Source organism: uncultured Photobacterium sp., assembly GCF_947502415.1.
Taxonomy (GTDB): Bacteria; Pseudomonadota; Gammaproteobacteria; order Enterobacterales; family Vibrionaceae; genus Photobacterium.
Genome location: NZ_CANMZV010000002.1, coordinates 329,433 through 350,744, shown reverse-complemented (window position 1 = coordinate 350,744; position 21,312 = coordinate 329,433). Strand labels below are relative to the sequence as shown.

Below are 21,312 nucleotides of genomic sequence, written 5' to 3'. Positions count from 1 at the left end.
AACAATTCATCAATATAATAAAGCTACATTTAATACACTTTGATAAATCATGAAAACTCTGTGATTTTTTGCATTTTATCTTTCATCACACCATCAATACTACAATTATAACCTTCAACTAATTAACCATTTAAGGAGTTTTGCTTGCGTAAAATTATCGTTTTATGCTCATTATTTATATTCGGCTGTAATGGCGGTTCATCATCTGAGGCGCCGCATGCACCTGCATTAAATGAAAATACACAACAACAGACAACCACAACAGAGAAAGAGATTTCATCAATACACATCACCTATTCTCTAATCAACGGTACTTCTGAACCAAAAATATCAGTCCAATCAACTTTACAATTTACTGCTACTGCCTATTTCGAAGATCACTCAAAACGTGATATTTCAGAACAAGTTCAGTGGATCAGCTCTGATCAAAGAACAGGAACAGTAACCAATGCTGGCCAGTTCAAAGGGATTAACGCAGGGACTACGGCTATCATGGCGCAGTTTAATGGCATTGAAAGTAACGCCATTGATGTGACTGTGACTGACGCTGAAATTAGACACGTACAAATCGCACCTAAGTCAGGTAATGCGAATAACCTTCCTGAAGGTGTTACCCTGGAAATGGTTGTAACCGGTATATTCAGTGACAATACGCATCAGGAATTACAGAGAGACGCTTTACAGTGGTCAAGCAGCAACGGCGCTGTTGCAAGAAGAATCCAACCAGGTATTGTAAAAGGAATTAACAAAGGTAGTGCAAAAATCACAGCTCAGTTTAACGGTATTACCAGTAATACTGTCGAAGTGACAGTAACTGATGCTGTCGTAAATGAAATTCAAATCACTTCTAAATCAGGCGATTTGAATATTCCTGCTGGCTTTACACAACCAATAACAGTATCCGGACTCTTCAGCGACAACATAAAGCGTAAACTATCAGCAAGTGATGTGACCTGGTCAACTGCAAATCCCTCAGTGGCTACAGTTGATAGCGACGGTATTGTTAAGGGTATTAGTGAAGGAAGCACAACAATCTCTGCCCAATACAACGGTTTTGAAGGTAACCCAATTGAAAGTGATCCATTAACTGTCACAATTACTGACGCAACCTTAGCGGAAATTACCATCACTTCATCGGTTGGTGACGTTCATAATGTAGTTAAGGGCTATAACTTACAACTTGTGGCAACCGGCATCTTCAGCGATGGCTCAAGAAGAAACATATCGGATGATGTATCCTGGTCAAGTGATGATGACAGCTTCGCTATGGTTGATGATAGCCACAGTGGTTTAGTTCACGGTGTGGAAATTGGCCATGCCGTCATTTCTGCCGAATTCGATGATAAGAAAACTGATTTTAACCTAGACATCGATGATGTGCCTCCTAGCTTCTACGTAGCTATGAGTAAATCTTATTTACCTAGTTATGAGCACGAATTCATTAAAAATAGCGGGGAGATAACGTACGATGGTTATGTTCATCTAAGTTTAAGTGGCAGCGGTAATGACATTATTTCATCAGTTGAAAACGATGATCCAGTCAGAAAACAAGTAGATAAGAAAAGTGAAGACATTCTGGTCACGAGAGATGACAAAAACAATGTCATCGGTTTTGCCGGATACGTCAATGTCCTTGTAACCAGTAAACTTCGACACTTTGATGACAAAGCCTATACGACATTTATCTCAGGTTATAACACGCTTCATGACCGACAACTAAATAAAACATATCATGGCGATATCTTTTATATTCCAGCGGTAAAAACAGGTGATGATCAGCCTAGAGCTGAGAAAAGTAATATCAGTATCCAATTTGATGCGCCAAGTTCTGTTTGCCTGATAACTGGATATAAAGAACTAACTTGTGACAACCTTGTTACTGACGAAAACGGTGTCTTTTCATATATTTTAACTGACATAGATGGTCTTAGATATGGCGACCTGAAAATTCACTTTTTTGGTGAAAACGGTGAGTTTGCTACAGGATATATCTTTAATGATGTTCCAGGTAAACTGGAAATCCTTTCGTTAAGCAGTAAATAATTACCCTTACAATAAAAACCCATCTCTGGATGGGTTTTATTGCTGCAATTAACCAAAGAAAATTATTACCTAAACCTAAAATTAGAGATTTACCATAATGAATTGTGTTTTGAAAGGAGCCAAATGGCTGCTTTTTTTTGTCTTTGTGGCAGTAGTAGCCGGATGTAATTCCGGTGGTTCACCTGAAAAAAATGATATAAAACTCGTCAGTATACAAATAACCCCCACAATAATCACAACAAAAGGGGCTAGTTCCTTAACGCTGGCTAAAGGTAATCGTCAGAAGCTAACTGCAATCGGTCACTTCAGTGATGGTTCACATAAAAACATTAGTGAAAACGTAATTTGGTTTTCCAGTAACCAGCCAGTTATTAGTTTGCTCAGCAATACGGTTGTCGGAACCTGCACTGGAATGACGACGGTTACTGCCCGACAGGGGGATATTGTAAGTAATAATTTGGATGTGGAAGTGACCGATGCTGTTATGACCCGTCTTCACGTTACTCCAGCGGTAACAACCATTAATGTCGGTAACGGGCAACAGCTTACGGCTACTGCTACCTACAGTGATGCTACAACCGCTGATATCAGCGACCAAGTTTCTTGGGTTTCGGCAGACAGTTCCGTTGTAACTATTTCATCATCTGGATTTTTATCAAGCCAGTCTACTGGCACAACAGAGGTACATGCCAATATCAACGGGATGATCAGCAATCAGGTACTCGTCGAGGTGGATGATGCAGCGATTGTCAATATACAGATAACACCCTTAACGTTATCTTTGGCAAAAAACAATACAACCCAGCTTAACGCTCTGGCAACGTACAGTGACTCTAGAACCGCTAATGTAAGTAGTATGGTGTCGTGGTCTATAGAAGACTCAGCAATTACATCTGTTTCAGATGCAGGGCTTGTAACCGGATTAAAGCCGGGAAATACTAAAATCAGTGCAAGCCTGTCAGACATAACAAGTAATGCTGTAGATATCAGAGTAACAGATGCGACAATCACAGCGATTCATATTAGACCGGAGGCGTTGTCAGTTGCTAAAGGCAACACTATACAGCTTTCCGCATTTGCTACGTACAGCGATGACAGTATAGTTGATATCAGTCATTTAATTAACTGGTCATCAATGGATACCGGTATGGCGACCATTTCAACTACTGGATTATTGACAGGGATGGGTATTGGCAATACCGAAGTAACTGCGAGCCGAGATGCGGTTTACAGCAATGCCACAGCGGTAGAAGTAACCAATGCGGAAGTTATCAGTATTGAAGTTACGCCTGAAGCGCCAAACCTCGTAAAAGATACAGCGCTTCAGCTTAATGCGATGGCTACTTACAGCGATGAAACTACTGCCGATGTCACATCTAAAGTATCATGGTCTTCAGATGATGCTTCCTTCGCGACAGTTACCTCGAATGGTATTGTAACTGGACTGGATGCGGGAGCCACCATCATTACCGCCCAACTTGATAAAATTTATAGTAATAGCGTTGACATCACCGTTACGGAACCACCCGTTACTGTCGCTGTTTGTGGGAATATTAGCGGTAAGCCTTTTGATAGTTCTCCTGGCGGCGGTATCAATGACAGCGATAAAACCAATGCAACAGGCAACTGTTTGAAGATACGGGAAATCAACGACACCAATGACGGCAAGGTAAAATGGTTTACCAGCAGCCCTTCTTTAGCTGTGGTGAACGAGCTTGGCTATACGGAAAGCGATGATAAATACAACAGTGGTGATACTTTTGCCAGAGCCTGGATTGAAACAAGAGCGAAGTACGGGCCAGCAGGTACTTTCGCCCTATTCCGACAAGATGGTGAAATGGCAGTTTCGTCCAGATGGCAAACCAATGAAGAGCCAGGCACTAATGGTCAGTTTGATCGCTGGTGTCAGAAGCTTTCAACAATAACGTTCGCGAACCGTTCTAATTGGAGACGGCCAACCCGAGAAGAACTTTCAGCTTTGTTTGAATATAATAACGAGCACAATCTAAGTATGTATGAACGTTTTGGCTGGCCGGTTGGTTCATACTGGTCTGCCACAGCGGGTAGCTTTGGGTACTTATATGTCAATCTTCTCACTGGTTTCCACAGAGTCGGAAACTTTATCGGAGATATAAGCCCAGACTTTTCTATATCTGTCTCTTGTGTCTCTGTTTCCAATTAGTGTTCGCTGTGTAGATAGCGCCTAAAGATATTATAACCGCCTACTCAGGTGGGTGGTTATTGCTAAATATCCCGCACCACAGCCCCTGCCCCTCTCGCTCCCATCATGATAGAATCCACCACCTTACTTCTGTTATCGCCACCGGCTATAGCAATTTTGTATCATTACCAACCTGAGACTCTACATGCCGTTCTCCAAACTTGGATTAAGCGCTCCAATCGTAAAAGCTATAAATGAACTTGGCTATAAAGCCCCGACTCCAATTCAAGAGAAGGCAATTCCTGTCGTATTAACGGGCAAGAACCTTATTGCAGCGGCACAAACTGGTACAGGTAAAACCGCCAGCTTTGTATTGCCAATATTAGAAATGCTTAGTGAAGGCCAGACCCAGCGCAAAAAACGTATTCGCGCCCTTATCCTTACGCCTACCCGCGAACTGGCAGTTCAGGTTGAAGACAATATTGCGAAATACAGCAAACACCTAAACCTGACTTCTCTGGCAATGTATGGCGGTGTTGACTCGAAGCAGCAAAAACAAAAGCTGATAGAAGGTGTTGATATTCTGGTTGCCACACCGGGACGCCTGCTCGATATGTACAGCCAGCGCTCGGTGCATTTTGAGGAAATAGAAGTTCTTGTTCTGGATGAAGCCGACCGAATGCTTGATATGGGCTTTATCGAGGACATCAACAAAATCATTGAGCGCTTGCCGGAAGACCGTCAGAACCTACTGTTCTCTGCGACGCTATCAAAGAAAGTTCGAGTTCTGGCAAAAACAGCCATCGATAACCCGGTTGAAATATCAGTTTCTCCTGACAACGCAACCACGCCTAAAATTGATCAATGGCTGATCACCGTCGATAAAGACAAAAAATCGGCATTGCTAAGCCATTTGATTAAAGAGAACCAGTGGGAGCAGGCGCTGATCTTTATTGAAACCAAGCATGGTGCAGCGAAACTAGTTAGCCAACTTGAAAAACGTGGAATTAAGGCTGAATCCTTCCACAGCGGCAGAAGTCAGGACGTTCGCGCACAACTTCTGGCAGACTTTAAATCAGGTAATCTCAACTTTTTAGTCGCCACTGGCGTTGCTGCCCGTGGTATTGATATTGAGGAGCTGACTCGTGTGGTCAACTATGACTTACCTTTCCCGGCAGAGGACTATGTTCACCGTATTGGCCGTACCGGCCGTGCCGGTGCTTCCGGCGAAGCTATCTCGTTTGTTTCAAAGGATAATTTTAAAAACCTGTGTATGATCGAGAGTCGTCTGGGACATCTGATTACGCGTAAAGAAATTGACGGTTTTGCCCCGAGAAAAGAAGTACCGATTTCTATTTTGAATTACGTTCCAAAGAACAAACGCAAATAAGCTCCTACTGATTATTCTTCCCAGTAGTATAAAAAAGGGGGCTCAGCCCCCTAAAAAGGCACATAAACAAGAGAGTACGATAAAATCATTGCGAGCTGAGCTGGCTTAACCAGCGCCTCAGCAGATTAATTGATGCCTGATGGCGGTATGCTGCCGTTGAACGCTGATCATCAATCGGACGGATGATTTCGCTGTACATCCCGACCACTTCGTTGATAAACCTCGGCTTTGTTAGCTTTTCGGTTGGCTGGCCAACTATCAGTGACTCCAGCTCACGGCTGCGTACCACCGTCGGCCCGACGGCGCCGAAAGCTACACGCCAGTCCACCAGCTTACCTTTACCAGTGCGACCTTTTACCACTTTCGCCAGACCGGCCACAGACACTTTGGTCAGCGCGTTAGCAGCGCGGGTACCGACTTTATGGTAGAAACTCTCGGGTAAATCCTGCTTCGGAATCACCACGTGGGTAAGCATTTCATCGGCACGCAACTGAGTCAGCCCCGGTGCCAGAATAAAATCTTCTAACGCCATTTCCCGCTGCCCTTTTAGCGACGAAAGCACAACACGAGCATCCAGCAAGTACAAGGCTGGCAACGAATCAGCCGCCGGCGAAGCATTACAGATATTTCCGGCCATGGTCGCCCGGTTACGCAGAGCCGGGGCCGCTATTTTTGCCACGCTTTGGCGCAATACATCCGGAACCAGGGAGTGATGCTCGATTTTACTTAAAGTCACACCAGCGCCGATAAATAACGCCGAGTCAGGTGAACCTTCACTCTCCGCTTCAACAGTAGCTTCGGTAATATGCTTGAGCTCCTCGATAGCATCAACGAACACCACATCTTGGGTAAAAGTCGGTGACATACCAGGCCTGACACTGTGCCTGACCATCAGGTCGGTTCCGCCGGAGAACAGGGTATGTTCTCCGACAGCCAGCTTATCCAGAGCCTGCTCCAAAGTATCGGGGCGATAAACCTCTACCATAATCCCTCTCCTTTTTGCGCAGCGATCCGGGCAGCATCGATAATCATGCCATAGCCGGTACAACGACAGAGATTACCAGAAATCGCGGTACGAATTTCCTCCTCTGTCGGCTTGGCATTGGTTTCCAGCAAGGCATAAAGCGCAAGCACCATACCTGGCGTACAGAAACCGCACTGCACGCCTTTCGCTTCCAATAACGCATCAACGACGCACTGACCTTTCTCGGTCTGACGTAACCCTTCAAGGGTCATGACCTGCGCCCCTTCAGCCTGCGCTATCGGCATCATGCAGGCGTTAACCAGCTTGCCGTTAAACAAAATCGAGCATGCGCCACATTCACCTTCTCCACATCCTTCTTTGGTAGCTGTTTTTTTAAGATCACCACGTAATGTGTTCAAAAGTGACTGCATTGGGTCGGCATCTACCTCGACCAGCTCATTATTTAGAAAGAACTCGATCTTCATTTGGCATTACCTCCACTTGGCGCTTCCACTATTCTTACTGTCTGTTCCGGCTCTTCACCGTATAGCTTCTGGCAGATACGTTCCGGTGTTACCGGAATGGATGACATTGTTTTACCAATCGCCGCTTCAACAGCGGCAGCAAACGCAGCGGCACCACCGTTATGAGTCAGCTCACCGCCCCCTTTTGCACCATTCGGCCCAAATGGGTACGGGTTATCGATATAATCACTGTCAATTGACGGTACATCCAGTGCTGTCGGTATCACGTAATCAGCCATGGTTTTCTGGGCAAAGACACCATCACTGTTCAGCTCCATTTTTTCGCAGCTGCCATAACCAAGCGCCTGCACCATACCGCCATCGATCTGGCCTTTAAACACCACAGGATCAATCGCACGGCCGATGTCATATACGCCCCAGGCGCCGATAATGTCTGTCTCACCGGTTGCCATATCCACTTCAACTTCAACCACGTTCATGCCATAGCTGGTCGCCTGATAGGCATTGCCCTGATAGGTCGCCTGATCCCAGACATGATAATCCGGCTTGCGGTAGATCTCTTCGATCTCCTGCGGTTCACCTTCCTGCCAGTTAAGCTGTAGCTTCTGGGCCGCTTTTTCAAGCAAGTAACCAACGATCAAAATAGATCGTGAGGCCACTGTCGGGCCTGAATCCGGTACTATCCCCGTATCAGGCACAGCAAGCTGAATAGTCTCTAGCGGCTTATTCAATGTATCTGCCACGATCTTGCGGAAAGTCAGGGTTATTCCCTGGCCAATATCGGTATTAGACGCCAGAATCCTTACTGTTCCATCTGCCAGCTTGTCCAGGCGAACCTTCGACCGCACTAAGGTATCTTCCAGATCTCCGGCAAAGCCACAGCCGTGCTGGAAAGCGGAAAAACCAATCCCTTTACGCTTACCACTGCCAAGACACTGTTCATCTTGATCCGGCAGGAAGGCATAAAGCGCAGTCTTGGTGCTGTAACCGGACATCGCCAGGATTTTTTCCAGCATTTGCTCCAGCACTAAATCGCCGAAGATCTCAGCGCCAGTCAGAGACTTCGAATTCGATGTCTGAAAATGACGCTGCTTAAAGGCCGCAGGTTCTTCGCCAAGCTGCTTGGCAACGTGGGTCATGTGCGTTTCCATGCAGAAACAGTTTTGCGGAGAGCCAAAACCTCGAAATGCCCCGGTAGGAACCGTATTGGTCGTCCAGGCATGGCCTTCAACACGGACATTCGGAATATCGTAGACATTGGTTGCGGTGGTAATCGAGCGTTGCAGTACAATACCGGACAAGCTGAGGTAAGCGCCGGAATTAACATCGAACTTCACGTCCATGGCTACGATGTTGCCGTCAGCATCAATACCGGTTTTATAATGGAACTCAACCGGGTGGCGCTTTGAGGTGAACTGAATGTCTTCGCTTCGCTCCAGCACGATACGAATCGGTTGCTGAAGTTTGTTTACTGCAACAGCTAACGGCCCTGCCAGCACATCCGGGTAGTCTTCCTTACCGCCAAAGCCACCGCCTGTCGGACATTGTATAGCGCGGACATGATCATGACCAAGTACGACAGCCATACAGTGATGGACATAAAAGGGACACTGCATAGAGCCTTCAATCACGACTTTGCCATCGTTGGGATAGCCCACACATCCTTGCGTTTCAAGATAGATATGCTCCTGATAACCCGTAGAGCAAGTATCTTCAATGATGGTCACGGCTTTCGCAAAACCAGCTTCGATATCGCCTTTTTCCAGTGAGTGGTGATCGAGAATATTGTCATCAGCATGAATGGCACCATCAACCAAGGCTTTTGACTCGGCAATGGTGTAAGCGGGAGTGAGTGGCTCATAGTCAACATGAATCTGACCGAGCAGTTGTTCCAGAACATCAGGATCAGGACCTACCACAAGGAAGATCACCTGACCGACAAAACGCACCTCATTATCTGCAAAAGCAGGCCAGTCGATTTCGACGATAGGCAGTACATTTTGCCCCGGAACATCATCAGCACCAAACAGATGGTAGCCTTCAGGCAGTTCCGGGATTTCTACCGATTTAATTACGCCTCTGGGGCAAGAAGAGCGGTAGAACCGCCCTTCTAACAGTCCCTCGTAATGGCGGTCGGCAATATACTTAGCTTCACCAGTGGCTTCTGCCCACTTGAATCGAGTATTAACCGTATCCATAACGGGATCTCACATTTTAGTCTAATTGATCCATGGTCTTCCAAAGACGCTGGGCGACCTTGCTAGCTTCTGCATAGATAGGTGCAACATCAAATGGGAACGCACGATCCTCGTACACAAAACGTCCTTCAATGATGACGCTGTTGACGTTACCCGCGTTAATACCAAACGCAATGTGTCCCGGCAGGTTGTCTGCCACTAACGGTGTCGGGCTGATGTAATCAAGAATCGTCAGATCTGCCTTATTACCGGCATCGAGGCGACCGAACTTGGCACCAAAGTTACGGGCCAGGATTTCATTACCGTTCCACAAGTGGCGGAGGAAGCTATCAGGCCATAGCGGACCACCGACATCACGATGTTTAAAGAAGGCAAACTTAAGCTCTTCGAACATATCAGCACCGATGCCATCGGTTCCCATAGCCACATTCTTGAAACGGGTCAGCTTAGTGTTGTAACCCACGTTATTGTTCATATTTGAACGGGCATTGTGAACCAGGAAGCCATCTTTGGCGTTCAGGATGTCGATATCCCGATCAGACAGGTACAAACCATGAGCCAGCAACGTCTTCTCATTAATCAGGCCAAAGCTGTCAAGCCGCTCGACAATGTCCTGACCATAGTGATGATGGCTATGCGTTACATCGTAACGGTCCTCAGCCACGTGGATATGAATACCGCGTCCCGTCGACTGCACGGCTTCGGCCATCATCGCCAAACCTTCGTCAGTAACGGTAAACGGCGCATGGGCACCAATGTGCGCTTCAACCAAATACGGTTCGATACCCTCTTCCTTGGCACGGTCGATCTGCCGGGCAAAGGCGATGTTTTCCTCAACGCCAGCCATCATCTCCTTCATACCGTCATTACGGTCGGTGGTTTCAAAGCAGGTCATACCGCGCAGGCCGGCTTTCATAAAGCCTTTGCGAAGTGTATTAAGCGATCCGGCAATATAGTTAGGTGAAGCATGGTGGTCAATCACCGCTGAGCAACCGTTCTTGATCGCCTCCAGCGAGCAGATCAAACCGCTGTAATAAAGCGCCTCTTCATCCAGGGCACGGTCCATCCGCCACCACAGGTTCTTCAGGATCGAGATAAAGTCAGGACTTGGCTTGATATCCGCCATGATGCCGCGGGCCAAACCTGAATAGAAGTGGTTATGGGAGCAGACAATGCCCGGCATTACCAACTTGCCTTTCATCTCCTTGACGGTAGCGTCAGGATATTTCGCCACCAAATCAGTCCCTACTTCTTTGATTTCGCCACCATCAATAACGATGTCAACGCCTTCTTTGATCAGTGCAGGTTCAAACTGCACTGCCGTTGCATTTCTCAGTAATAACATTCCTGACTCCTCACCTAGACATCTACTTTGCCAAGAAGATAACGATGATTTGCATGAACATAGCTGATGATAGTTGCTTCATCTGCCATCGATTCAGGCATATCCAGTTCACTCTGTTCATTAATGCTGAAGGTATAAGTTTCACCCTGGGTACGTACCAGCACTTCTTCGCCTTCAATGTAGAAACCGGCATTGGTACTGTTAGCGAAATCATCGCGTAGGTTAAACAGAGTGAACTTGTCTTTATAAGGCTTGCTGTCCCATGGGCAGAACTGCGCACAGTTACCACATTCGTTACAGTAAGCATCAATATGCAACGTCTGGTACTGATCTTTGAAGCCAGGGATCGGCAATGAAATATTGGCGCGGTTCGGACATACATCCACACACTTGCTACAGATGTATGAACATTCCAGACAACGTTTAGCTTCTTGTTCAATAAATCCATCACGATCTGCTTCTTCAAGCTTGTTCGCGGTAATCATCTTGACCTGAATATCACCCTTACGGGCATAAACAGCTTCAGCCTGAACATCTGAAACCACTTCCTGAGGCTGATCCTGCTGTGCCTCGCGGGCCAGAATCGTTGTTGCAACCTTACGACCACCAGAGATAGCCGATACAATCGAAGACGGACCGGTCTGCGCATCCCCCATCAGGAACACATTCTCAACAGCAGTCTCACATGTCTTCGCATCAACTGCAGGCCAGCCATCTTCACCCATTGGTACACCAATGCGAGTCAGAACATCGCGGTTAGATTGCTCACCCACAGCGGTGATTAGGGCATCAACCTGAAGCTCAATCGTCTTATCGGTTGCTACCGGACGGCGACGGCCTTTCTCATCAGGCTCGCCCAGTTCCATCACTCGTGCAGTCAGCTTGCCATCAGCATCGAACTGCTCAGGATTAGTCAGGAACATGAACTGAACACCATCTTCCACGGCTTCGTCATACTCTTCTTTATACGCAGGCATTTCAGCAATGGTACGGCGGTAAAGGATGGTCACCTTCTCAACACCGTCTACTTTCAGAGCGGCACGGGCGCTATCCATTGCCGTGTTACCGGCACCAATGACGGCAACATGCTTGCCTAACTCCAGGGTTGAGTCGCCTTGAGAGAATTCACCATCATTAAAGCTGCGAAGGAATTCCAGTGACTTAAATACATGGGTATTGTCACCAGACAATGAGATTGGGTTGCCTTTGTCAGCACCGATACCCAGACAGATATACTTGAAACCGCTTTCTTTCAGAGCATCAACAGTCAGGTTCGGATTGCAGCCGTATTCAATATGAACACCGTGATCTGTGACGAAATCAATATCATGCTGGATAACTTCAGCAGGAATACGGAACTGAGGAATGATGTTCTTAACCACACCACCCGCATTCTTCTCTTTTTCGAAAATTGTCACCGGATGACCGGCGCGAGCCATGAAGTAAGCCGCAGACAAACCAGCAGGACCGGCACCAATTACCGCAACTGGCTGCTTCGCCTTGTCCATATCTGGCTGATGCCACTTAGCCTTGTAACCTTCCCAACCTTTCGCCAAAGCGATTTTCTTCATTTCACGAATGTTCAGCGCACCCTCGTAGTCACGACGGGTACAATTGTACTGACATTGGTGATCACAGATGTGGCCCGTAATAGCAGGCAGCGCGTTACGTGAATAAATCACTTCCAGCGCTTCTGTATATTGATGTTCGCCCATCAGGCGGATATATTCAGGAATATCCTGGCTGATAGGACAAGCTGTCACACAAGGTGCTACATAACAATCTGTTAGCGGAACCGCTTTCTTGACAGTGATTTCTTCCGGACCACGCCACTCTTTCTGGGTGTAATCAGCCACCAGGGATTTCGCAGCCAGCACTTCCAGCTTAACCAGATCAATCTTCTGCATGCCCCACTCGGTGCTGGTTTCCAGCTCCTTGGCACAGTCGGCCAAACGCAGGTAGCCACCCGGCTTGAGCAAATCTGTCGCCATCGTGATCGGGCAAATACCGGTTTCGAAAATTTCCTTGATGTTGAACTTACTGGCACCACCGGAGTAGGAAATAGGCAACGTACCATCGAATTCACGGGATAATTCCAGCGCCACGTTGATAGACAGCGGGAACAAGGCACGACCAGACATGTACATTTCTTTGTCTGGCAGACGGCCTTTACGGTTCAGAGTACCCAGGGTGTTGGTCAGCTTAACGCCAAAGCCGATACCTTTCTCTTTACCCAGATCAACCAAACGGTGAAGCATAGCTTTAGCATCTTCAATCTGAAGGTCATGACTAAATGACTCTTCGCTCAATGCAACATAATCAAAGCCAGCATTATCCAAAATGCCACGTACACGTTCGAATCCAAGCAGGGTCGGATTCAGTTTAACGAAGGTGTTGATACCCTTCTCTTCAATCATATAACGGCAGATTGCTTCAATTTCATGAGGAGGACAACCGTGCATAGTTGAAAGCGTTACGCCGCGGGTAAGCTGGGTAGAAATGGTTTCTGGCAGCGCATTCAGGCGATCGATGCGATCTTCCAGACCATACGCTTTAATAAATTCAGGATCGGTGATAAAAGCTTTAAGCTCTTTAATATAAGCATGGAAACTTTCGTGCTGACTGGAATCAACCATGTCATCGATATACTTCTGCATCGGCGCAGTCTGAATACCGGACAGATCATAACCAACACTCATGTTAAAGATGAATGACTTAGGCTCACCTTCACCGCGAGGTGCAAACACTTCTTCCAATAGATGCAGAGCAATCCACGCCTTCAGGTATTCATCATAGGCTTTTAGCAGGGTGAATTCGGTTGACCATTCGGTGTTGAAACATTCATCTTCTGCGTCGATACATGGTTTGGCAAGTTCAAGCTGATCCAGTTTCTGGACTGTTTTCAGCTCCATGAAGCGACCACCGGTCAGCCAGGATGTGATGATGTTCTGAGCCAACTGAGTGTGCGGACCGGCAGCAGGGCCAACCGGTGTTTCACAATATTCTCCCCATACAGACAGGTCTTCGGTCTTTGCAGCTTTGCGATAGAACTGCTTCGCCGGAATCCCAAAAATCGACTGGCTCTCCTTATATTCGCTGAAAACGCGATTCAGAAGCTCGCCAAACGGAACGGGACGCATAATGTCTCCCATGATAAATCTCCTTGATGCTGTTTTTTTCTTCTTCTGTCACAGCCAGCACATTCGTTGTGCAATGCGTAGGGCTAAGTGTCATAGGCCAAAATAGTTCAGCCAGATATAAACCCCATTGAGCAACTACTGCGCCAAACTTTAAAAACAGGTTAAATAACAAGAGATTTCATGATTAATTTCGTGACCGATGTCGAAACTAGACTTAATTATGTGAACACAAACAAGACTTGCTAATTAATCAAATCAAAGTAATAATAATTTTCAAATGAGTATGATTATTAATTATGATGTATTTTCTATCAATTTAATAAATTGCTATCACTTTGATACAAGAAAATATGATAGTGAGAAAAAATAACAAAAAGACAAAATGGTTTAAAATATTCTCAAATAAGCGTCAGCAAAAAATCACTTCCATTTTTCGAATAATTATTTTTCCCCTCAATACCACAAAAGCAATTTATCGCCCTCATCAAATATCAAATTGATAAATAAATAACTATCAACTCTCAATTTGATAGATTCAATGTGAGCCACAACACAATTTCTTATAAGCTTCAGGCGTATCGACATCAAGGTGGATTTCAGATATTTCTAAACCAAGGTGGACCACATTATGGCGATAAATTAAACGTTTCATCTTTTCTTCTATATTCGCCTGACGTATATCCTCCTTTATAAAAGCAGGTAGTAAAACTGGATGACCCGGTTTATCTTTCATGCCGGGAAACACGGTAAACAAGCCTCTTTCCTGCCAAACCTTCTGATAGATTTCCGAATAAACGCAGGGCATATCGCCATGGCAAATAAAAAAATGCTCGCTTTCAACATGCCTTACACCCTGCTGAATAGAACTGAACATCCCTTGCTTGTAGTCAGTATTCACCACTACTTTAACACTCTGTTTTGCTTGGTATCTTTCAAGTAACTCTTCACCTCGAAAACCGACAACCAGAATCACCCGGCTACAAAACTGAAGCGCGTTTTCGATACTTTCATCAAGGATCGTATGTTGTTGATAAGGTAACATCATCTTCCAGTTTCCCATACGAGATGACAAACCGGCTGCGGGGATAACGCAATCTAATTGTGTTGGTCTTTCCATAGCAATTTTCTCTTATTGCCGATCAGTCTTCAGGGAAGATTTACTCTTCCTTTCTTATAAATACTCTTGTCATAACCAGTTTATGAGGCCTGACATGAATTCTCGCCAATTATATTCAGACATATTTGAATGTTCACATAATTCACCATTGGTTATATCTCTGGTTGGTGGCGGAGGTAAAACATCAACAGCATTCTGGCTGGCTAAAGAATTCAAGAAAAGAGGTCATCGTGTATGTGTTACCACCACGACAAAAATGTATTTACCGAAGAAAGTCCAGGCTGACAATTTCATTAAGATCGATAATTTAAACCTAGAAAGCATATCACAACTGATAAAGGACTTACCGGATCAAAGCGTCACTTTTTGTTATCAACGCCTAATCAAGCGCAACAACAACAGTGAAGAAAATAAAGTGTCCGGCATCACATGTGACGACATTGAACAATTAAAAAATGATTCATATTTCACAGTTTTTATTATTGAAGCCGATGGAGCAAAATGCTTGCCAATAAAAGCTCCTGACAGGCATGAGCCTTGCATTCCTATTTCTTCGGATATGGTTATCGGTGTCACCGGAGCAGAAATCATTAATACCCGGGCTATTCCCGAAAAAATACACCGCTGGCATTTATTTTCTGCCCTGACCCTGTGTTCCGCCGGTGAACTAATTGACCGGCGAATATTAGGAAATTTGATTATTCACCCTCAGGGGCTGTTTAAAAACGCGCCTGATAAAGCCCGAAAAATATGGCTAATAAACAAAATAGACCTGACTCATGACTACACCTCGCTGATAAAACTGGCACAACAAGTTCTTGAGCAGGCCAATAATCTTGATGCCATCTGGCTAACGACGATGAACAGTCACGCACCGATTAAAGAAAGACTGGTAAAGCCTGACTTGCCGACTGGCGCTTAGCTTTATCTAGAAACATTGAGGTTACGATTCATGAATATTTTTGCTAAGGCAGCACAACTAGAAGAAGAAAATACCCCATTCGCACTGGCGAACATTATAGAAACCCGTGGTTCGGCACCACGCCACTCCGGCCAGATGATCGTCAAGGATGACGGCGCTATTATCGGGACCGTCGGCGGCGGCATGATCGAACGCTACGTCATCGAACAATCACTTGAAGCCCTGCGGGAACGTAAACCACGCGTAGTTAAGGGTCGCATGACCCGCACTGGCCCCGAAGCCATGGGCATGGATTGTGGTGGCGCAATGAGCGTATTCATTGATGTCTATGGCCTACGCCCGAACTTAATCCTGATCGGTGCCGGCCACGTTAACCGTGCGGTTGCCCATGCCGCCCATGTACTGGGATTTGATATCACAGTCGCGGATGCCTACGCCGACAGCCTGGCTGAAGAAAACTTCCCGGTCGGAAGTAAACGCGTACTCGGTCAGACCATGGAAGATGCTATCGACAAGCTGGATATCAACAAAGAGAGTTACGTGGTTATCGCCACCAATCACCAGGATCAAGATGCGATCAGCAAAGTCGTTGACTGCGACACTAAGTATATCGGCTTGATGGCCAGTCGCCGCAAAGTACAGACCCTGTTCAACCACCTGCGAAACTGCAATGTCAGCGAAGCCCATATTCAGGCCATCCACTCCCCTGTCGGCTTCAATATCGGGGCAGAAACACCGGAAGAGATTGCCATAAGCATCATGGCTGAAGTACTCAAAGTGAAAAACCAATCCGCAGGTGGACAAATGAAAGACGATACTCGCCTTAACCGCAACAAACTGGTGATGATCCGCGGTGCCGGTGATATCGCTACCGGTGTTGCGATCCGACTGCATAATGCCGGTTTCAAAGTGGTAATGACCGATATCGCCCAACCTACCGTTATCCGCTGTACTGTTGCTTTCGCCCAATGTCTGTATGGTGAACCGATCGAAGTTGAGGGTATTAAGGCGCAGAAGGCCATCACCACAGAAGATGTATTCCGTATTCTGGATAACAAACAAATTCCAGTTCTGGTTGACGAAGAGTGTGCCTCAATCGACAAACTCAAACCAACCTTCCTGGTTGATGCGATCCTTGCCAAGCGTAACCTAGGCACCAAACGAGGTATGGCTCCCATCACTATCGCACTTGGCCCCGGATTTATAGCAGGTGAAGACTGCGATGCAGTTATCGAAACAAACCGCGGTCATCAATTGGGTCGGGTCATTTATAACGGTGCAACTCAGCCAAACACCGGTATCCCGGGTAATATTGCAGGTTATTCCCACCAGCGCGTACTTCGCGCACCTTGTGCCGGTGTGATGCATAACCACGTTCAACTTGGCGATATCATTGAAGAAGGTGATGCCATCGCCCATGTAGGTGACACTCCGGTTATCGCCCCGTTAAGCGGTATGGTACGCGGCCTGCTTAATGATGGTCTGACCGTCACAGAAGGATTCAAGATTGGTGATATCGACCCTCGTGGTATTGAAGCCGATTTTACCACCGTATCTGACAAAGCCCGCGCAATAGGTGGCAGCATACTCGAAGCCATGCTGCACTTGGAACAAACATCCATTAATTAGCATTTAAATCAATAAATTAGAAAGTTTGCAGTGATAGCATCACGGGCAGAATAGGACATCAAAATCATGGCTGTTGAACAACACTAAATAGGGAACAGCCATCAACAAAGTGAGTATCGTTATGAAAACACATGGATATTTTCATCGTTTCGTTACCAGCTTGGTATTAATGTCAGCAGCCGCCATTGCTCTTAAAGGCTTTTTCATGCCTGAGCAAACAGCACTATTGCTCAAAGACACGGGACTGGCACCGTCTATCTACAGCAGCGTTATAGCCTTTGCCCTTCCTCTTGCCCTGACGGTCTGCGGTTTGCTTGCTGTCAGCTCACTAACGACTGTCGCTCCAGTCGTCTGTTGCCTCGGTATTTATATGGCGTTGTCAGGTCTTGCATTATACCAGGGGTTGCACTTCGACTGTGGCTGTTACCTGCCGGGTTCAGTCCAATCTCAAGTCTACAGCCAACTGGAACCACAATTTCTGATCCAGGCTCTGATCACAGCAGTTGCTGGGGGCCTGTACGTATTCAATCTACGTTTTATGAGATGCACCACAATGCATACAGCATGATTTTGCTAGTATAGCGGCTTATTTTTTGCCGCCATTTGCGGAAAATCTTCACATATTAGGAGTAATCCACTTTGATTAGTAAACTTCGTTCTCACCGTCCGCGTCGTAGCTTTCTGCTTAATGCCTTCATTTTGACTGCTGGCCTGGTGATTTTACCCCTAACAGCTAATGCCGGTCTTTTCGATGGCAAATTCAAAACAGAAGTTCAGACGGAACAGGTTGCGATTAAACTGCATACTGATACGCTGGCGGGCGGCTACCAACTAATCGATACAAATAACGTCAAAAGCCTGCTGGACAGCGGTAAAGATGTGTTGATTGTTGATGCTATGCCTTACAAGGACAGCTATAAAAAGGAACACATTCCTTCAGCCCTTCAGTTCGAATTCCCGATTGCCGACATGCCTGAATGGAACACAACTGTAACCGATGGCAAATCGCAAGAAGCTTTCACTAAGCTACTTGGTGCCAATAAAGACAAAACGCTGGTCTTTTACTGTGGATTTGTTAAGTGCGGTCGCAGCCACAATGCCGCAGCATGGGCCATCAAACTGGGTTATAACAACGTTTACCGCTACCCTGGCGGTATCTATGCGTGGAAAGGTGCTGGTTTCGAAACCGCAAATAAATAAGTTCGCATACCTAACTACTGATCACTACAAGATCAGTTGATAATAAATATAAAAAAGGTGAGACTCGTTCTCACCTTTTTATTGATACTCCAATTGCATAAACACTTCCTTTTAGTCTTGGATATAACCTCAATTCTCATACCCTAAAACGAAATTTGTGAGTCTAGTGTCACCACTACGTTATAGTGCTTGGTATCAACCAGTCCTACAGGAACCATTCCCAGGTTAAAGCTCCAAAAATCAAAAGGTAAAAAACGAAGGTAAGGCTGAGCTAGTGGAACGACTTCCATTCCAGCCTCTTCCTTATAACCCGTGGTGCCGCCAACACGAATACCAAATCCCAGATATGAAGTGGCGTCATATTCAAAGGCCTTATAAACGGCAACACTCTGACGACTATAACTGTTTTCAAAGGTAATAATGCCGTACCCGTTATATTCAGCTCCTATACCAAGATTTACTTCATTCAGATCTATGCACTTATTACTGGGACAAAAATAATGTTGACTAGCAAGTGGTACTGTCATACGCATATCACTGGCGGCAGCTATGGACGAAGCAAAGGCGAATAGAGTCGCTAATGCTCTTTTCATTTTTATTTCCTGTTATTCGGTAAAACGTGATATTCATTGCGTACCAAGACACTCCAGAGGAAACCTCCCCTAGCTTATTGTTATTTGGTACCTTTTTTATTTCAGCGAGTTAACTGAGATAACAATAGTGATATAAATTATTCACTGTCACAGATATCTACCAAGTTATCTAAATCTTTAATTCTTTTTCAATATAAAGTGATACGTTCCCTTAGTTCTTTATTATTCACGACATTTCAATTCATACAATGCCTGAAAATACATACATCACAACAAACAACATCCCATCTGGAATGGCTTCATTTGGCACCGGTTAACCAACAAGAATCATATAATATGTTTATTACTTTTTATTTTAAAGATAAGCTGAACTTTTCTCTCCCTCTCAAATCAGCTATAAACGACATAGTAATTAGATATCAGGAAGACCACATAATGACCAATTTTCATTTATAGTCAAATGTGAAGTTCAAAAATTGCGTAGCAAAAAGTCTTTAATATGAGAAAAACAGTGGTTAATTAATATAACTATATGAGTATCATAAAAAATGTTTTTTAACAATTTCTAGGTGATAGGTTGTATTTATTTGAGGTTATGATGACAAATAAATTACATTTCAACTTTTTCACAAAAATCAAATGAAACTAATCTAACATCATGCTTCTGCAACTCGTTATACATGTAACTTACTCTCCAGAACTTACACCAACTGACAAGATTGCTAGCGGGAGCCCCTTAACGTCGAAAGCTCCCTTGATGTTCTTGCAAAATCCTTTCAGACTCTGTGCGAGGAGCAATCCGCTTGCTATAGCAGAAGCAAACCCGCTATATCACAAACAAGCCTGCTAACCAATCATACAGCTGTCGTGTCAAGCAGACCTTCTACTTCAAGCAAGTGAGTTAGACGAACAACCATTTGATCAATGGTATCGAGAATACGAACATCGCTTTCCCCACTCAAAGACAGTAAATCTATAATATCTTCTTCAAATGACTCCGGTATTTTAGAGCATTTCTGCAATACATATTTAACTAACTTTTTCTCACCAGGGTGAGGCATTTCATTTATGGCAAAAAGAACATCAAAATAACTTGAGATAAATTCAGCAATACGATGATTAATACTAATGATATCTTGCCTTTCCAAAGCCTTCTTAATTTGACTTTGAAAAGCCGGCATTGCTTTATTTAATAATGGGAGGTTTTTATCAATAATATTTAACCTTAATTCAACTGGAAATTCGACCGAATGTTTTTCAATGAGTTTTTTAGCTCTGTTGTTTCTATCATAAATAACTTTTGAGTTAATTAAGTTATACCAAAAACATGTACTATAACCTGTACTTGCCTGAAAGGCATTCACGACCCTATCAACTTCATTATCCAACCAATCAAGGCTTCGATAAATCAATTCAATTTCGGTTCCATCCTTCAGCACACCGTCATCTTCTGTTTCCCAAAATTGATTGTTTAGCTCAATATACGAACAATATCTTTCTGTGATCTCTTTTCTTACCTCCAACGGGATTTCATCATTTGTATAAATGTAAACATCATAATCAGATAATGCATCATCTGAGTTCGCAACTTTAGAGCCTGCCAATAAAATTGCATCTACCTGTTCGAGCTGGGCAAAGCAACTCATCATTTCAACAAAATAACAATTTTCCATCCAAATTTTCTCTGTAACGTTTTATGACGCTTTCGGCTCGAGCCAGCAATAACACTGGTTCAACCAAGTATCATCATTGATTAAATTTCAGAGACTATCGCTATTAGCTTGCACAATATGTGCGCAAACTACCTACTATCAATATTTAACTGATTAATATCATTTTGATACTTATCAGCTAAGCGGTGATTTCATTACAGAAAACCAATTTCTTTCGAATGAGATCTTCATATGGTCATGCTTTATGCGTTTTCAGGCAGATCGTATTTCATGCTACCGATTATGTTGATTCAACACTCGATATCTCACCAAGATCACGTTTAACAATATAAATATCTTATTTGACATCAATATGGTCTGAATCATGCCTATTGCTCTCTGTCGAAGTTGCCACTGGTCCAGATACAGGCTTTTACTCAATGTGGTAATGACCCTTTTGGGTAACGGCCAGA

Annotated in this window: 15 protein-coding genes; 7 read left to right on the top strand and 8 right to left on the bottom strand. The window is 44.8% G+C overall.

Features of this window, described 5'->3' with window-relative positions; translation table 11 throughout:
* Positions 1–144 precede the first annotated feature (144 nt).
* From Q0852_RS03905 to Q0852_RS03895, 3 genes are all read left to right on the top strand, one after another.
* Positions 145–2,043 (top strand): Ig-like domain-containing protein, encoded by a 1,899-nt coding sequence (locus Q0852_RS03905; RefSeq protein WP_299014118.1) that lies wholly within the window; start codon positions 145–147, stop codon positions 2,041–2,043.
* A 97-nt stretch (positions 2,044–2,140) separates the two neighbouring features.
* Complete coding sequence (locus Q0852_RS03900) at positions 2,141–4,225, top strand: Ig-like domain-containing protein (protein ID WP_299014116.1); 2,085 nt, start codon at positions 2,141–2,143, stop codon at positions 4,223–4,225.
* A gap of 184 nt (positions 4,226–4,409) precedes the next feature.
* The gene (locus tag Q0852_RS03895; RefSeq protein WP_299014114.1) at positions 4,410–5,594 is read left to right on the top strand and encodes a DEAD/DEAH box helicase; all 1,185 of its coding nucleotides are present in this window, start codon (positions 4,410–4,412) and stop codon (positions 5,592–5,594) included.
* Positions 5,595–5,679: 85 nt separating this feature from the next.
* Here the strand turns inward: Q0852_RS03895 and Q0852_RS03890 are convergent, their stop codons facing one another.
* From Q0852_RS03890 to mocA, 6 genes are all read right to left on the bottom strand, one after another.
* Positions 5,680–6,579, bottom strand: coding sequence for an FAD binding domain-containing protein (locus tag Q0852_RS03890; RefSeq protein ID WP_299014112.1), 900 nt, complete (start codon positions 6,577–6,579; stop codon positions 5,680–5,682).
* Positions 6,573–7,043: a (2Fe-2S)-binding protein gene (locus Q0852_RS03885; protein WP_299014109.1), complete on the bottom strand. Its 471-nt coding sequence runs from the start codon at positions 7,041–7,043 to the stop codon at positions 6,573–6,575. Before Q0852_RS03885 ends, Q0852_RS03890 begins: the two co-directional genes overlap by 7 nt.
* Positions 7,040–9,241, bottom strand: coding sequence for a xanthine dehydrogenase family protein molybdopterin-binding subunit (locus Q0852_RS03880; RefSeq protein WP_299014107.1), 2,202 nt, complete (start codon positions 9,239–9,241; stop codon positions 7,040–7,042). The genes Q0852_RS03885 and Q0852_RS03880 overlap by 4 nt, the downstream gene beginning before the upstream one ends.
* Before the next feature lie 16 nt (positions 9,242–9,257).
* On the bottom strand, positions 9,258–10,586 hold the full coding sequence (gene ssnA / locus Q0852_RS03875; RefSeq protein WP_299014104.1) for a putative aminohydrolase SsnA: 1,329 nt from the start codon (positions 10,584–10,586) through the stop codon (positions 9,258–9,260).
* 14 nt (positions 10,587–10,600) lie between these two features.
* Positions 10,601–13,738 carry a putative selenate reductase subunit YgfK gene (ygfK, locus tag Q0852_RS03870; protein WP_299014101.1) on the bottom strand — a complete coding sequence of 1,046 codons (3,138 nt, stop codon included), beginning with the start codon at positions 13,736–13,738 and terminating at the stop codon, positions 10,601–10,603.
* Positions 13,739–14,261: 523 nt separating this feature from the next.
* Positions 14,262–14,843: a molybdenum cofactor cytidylyltransferase gene (mocA, locus tag Q0852_RS03865; protein WP_299014098.1), complete on the bottom strand. Its 582-nt coding sequence runs from the start codon at positions 14,841–14,843 to the stop codon at positions 14,262–14,264.
* 94 nt (positions 14,844–14,937) lie between these two features.
* Here mocA and yqeC point away from each other — a divergent pair, with 94 nt between their 5' ends.
* The 4 genes from yqeC (at position 14,938) to Q0852_RS03845 (ending at position 18,594) form a co-directional block, all read left to right on the top strand.
* Entirely contained in the window at positions 14,938–15,765 is an 828-nt protein-coding gene (yqeC, locus tag Q0852_RS03860; protein ID WP_299014094.1) for a selenium cofactor biosynthesis protein YqeC, read from the top strand.
* Positions 15,766–15,795: 30 nt separating this feature from the next.
* A complete protein-coding gene (gene yqeB / locus Q0852_RS03855; protein ID WP_299014091.1) occupies positions 15,796–17,394 on the top strand; it encodes a selenium-dependent molybdenum cofactor biosynthesis protein YqeB in 1,599 nt (532 codons plus the stop codon).
* A gap of 121 nt (positions 17,395–17,515) precedes the next feature.
* Positions 17,516–17,962, top strand: a complete 447-nt coding sequence (locus Q0852_RS03850) for a MauE/DoxX family redox-associated membrane protein (RefSeq protein WP_299014088.1) — start codon at positions 17,516–17,518, stop codon at positions 17,960–17,962.
* Between the two features lie 71 nt (positions 17,963–18,033).
* On the top strand, positions 18,034–18,594 hold the full coding sequence (locus Q0852_RS03845; RefSeq protein ID WP_299014085.1) for a rhodanese-like domain-containing protein: 561 nt from the start codon (positions 18,034–18,036) through the stop codon (positions 18,592–18,594).
* 143 nt (positions 18,595–18,737) lie between these two features.
* On the opposite strand, the gene Q0852_RS03840 is transcribed toward Q0852_RS03845, so the two are convergent.
* Both Q0852_RS03840 and Q0852_RS03835 read right to left on the bottom strand, forming a co-directional pair.
* Positions 18,738–19,187, bottom strand: coding sequence for a hypothetical protein (locus tag Q0852_RS03840; protein ID WP_299014082.1), 450 nt, complete (start codon positions 19,185–19,187; stop codon positions 18,738–18,740).
* A gap of 854 nt (positions 19,188–20,041) precedes the next feature.
* Complete coding sequence (locus tag Q0852_RS03835) at positions 20,042–20,860, bottom strand: DUF4037 domain-containing protein (protein WP_299014079.1); 819 nt, start codon at positions 20,858–20,860, stop codon at positions 20,042–20,044.
* Positions 20,861–21,312 lie beyond the last annotated feature (452 nt).

Bases quoted from the DNA above. Each gene is read 5' to 3' on its own strand.
- ygfK (WP_299014101.1), bottom strand. From the start codon at position 13,738: ATGGGAGACATTATGCGTCCCGTTCCGTTTGGCGAGCTTCTGAATCGC.
- Q0852_RS03895 (WP_299014114.1), top strand. From the start codon at position 4,410: ATGCCGTTCTCCAAACTTGGATTAAGCGCTCCAATCGTAAAAGCTATA.
- yqeB (WP_299014091.1), top strand. From the start codon at position 15,796: ATGAATATTTTTGCTAAGGCAGCACAACTAGAAGAAGAAAATACCCCA.
- mocA (WP_299014098.1), bottom strand. From the start codon at position 14,843: ATGGAAAGACCAACACAATTAGATTGCGTTATCCCCGCAGCCGGTTTG.
- Q0852_RS03880 (WP_299014107.1), bottom strand. From the start codon at position 9,241: ATGGATACGGTTAATACTCGATTCAAGTGGGCAGAAGCCACTGGTGAA.
- Q0852_RS03890 (WP_299014112.1), bottom strand. From the start codon at position 6,579: ATGGTAGAGGTTTATCGCCCCGATACTTTGGAGCAGGCTCTGGATAAG.
- Q0852_RS03885 (WP_299014109.1), bottom strand. From the start codon at position 7,043: ATGAAGATCGAGTTCTTTCTAAATAATGAGCTGGTCGAGGTAGATGCC.
- Q0852_RS03850 (WP_299014088.1), top strand. From the start codon at position 17,516: ATGAAAACACATGGATATTTTCATCGTTTCGTTACCAGCTTGGTATTA.
- Q0852_RS03900 (WP_299014116.1), top strand. From the start codon at position 2,141: ATGAATTGTGTTTTGAAAGGAGCCAAATGGCTGCTTTTTTTTGTCTTT.
- ssnA (WP_299014104.1), bottom strand. From the start codon at position 10,586: ATGTTATTACTGAGAAATGCAACGGCAGTGCAGTTTGAACCTGCACTG.
- Q0852_RS03835 (WP_299014079.1), bottom strand. From the start codon at position 20,860: ATGGAAAATTGTTATTTTGTTGAAATGATGAGTTGCTTTGCCCAGCTC.
- yqeC (WP_299014094.1), top strand. From the start codon at position 14,938: ATGAATTCTCGCCAATTATATTCAGACATATTTGAATGTTCACATAAT.
- Q0852_RS03840 (WP_299014082.1), bottom strand. From the start codon at position 19,187: ATGAAAAGAGCATTAGCGACTCTATTCGCCTTTGCTTCGTCCATAGCT.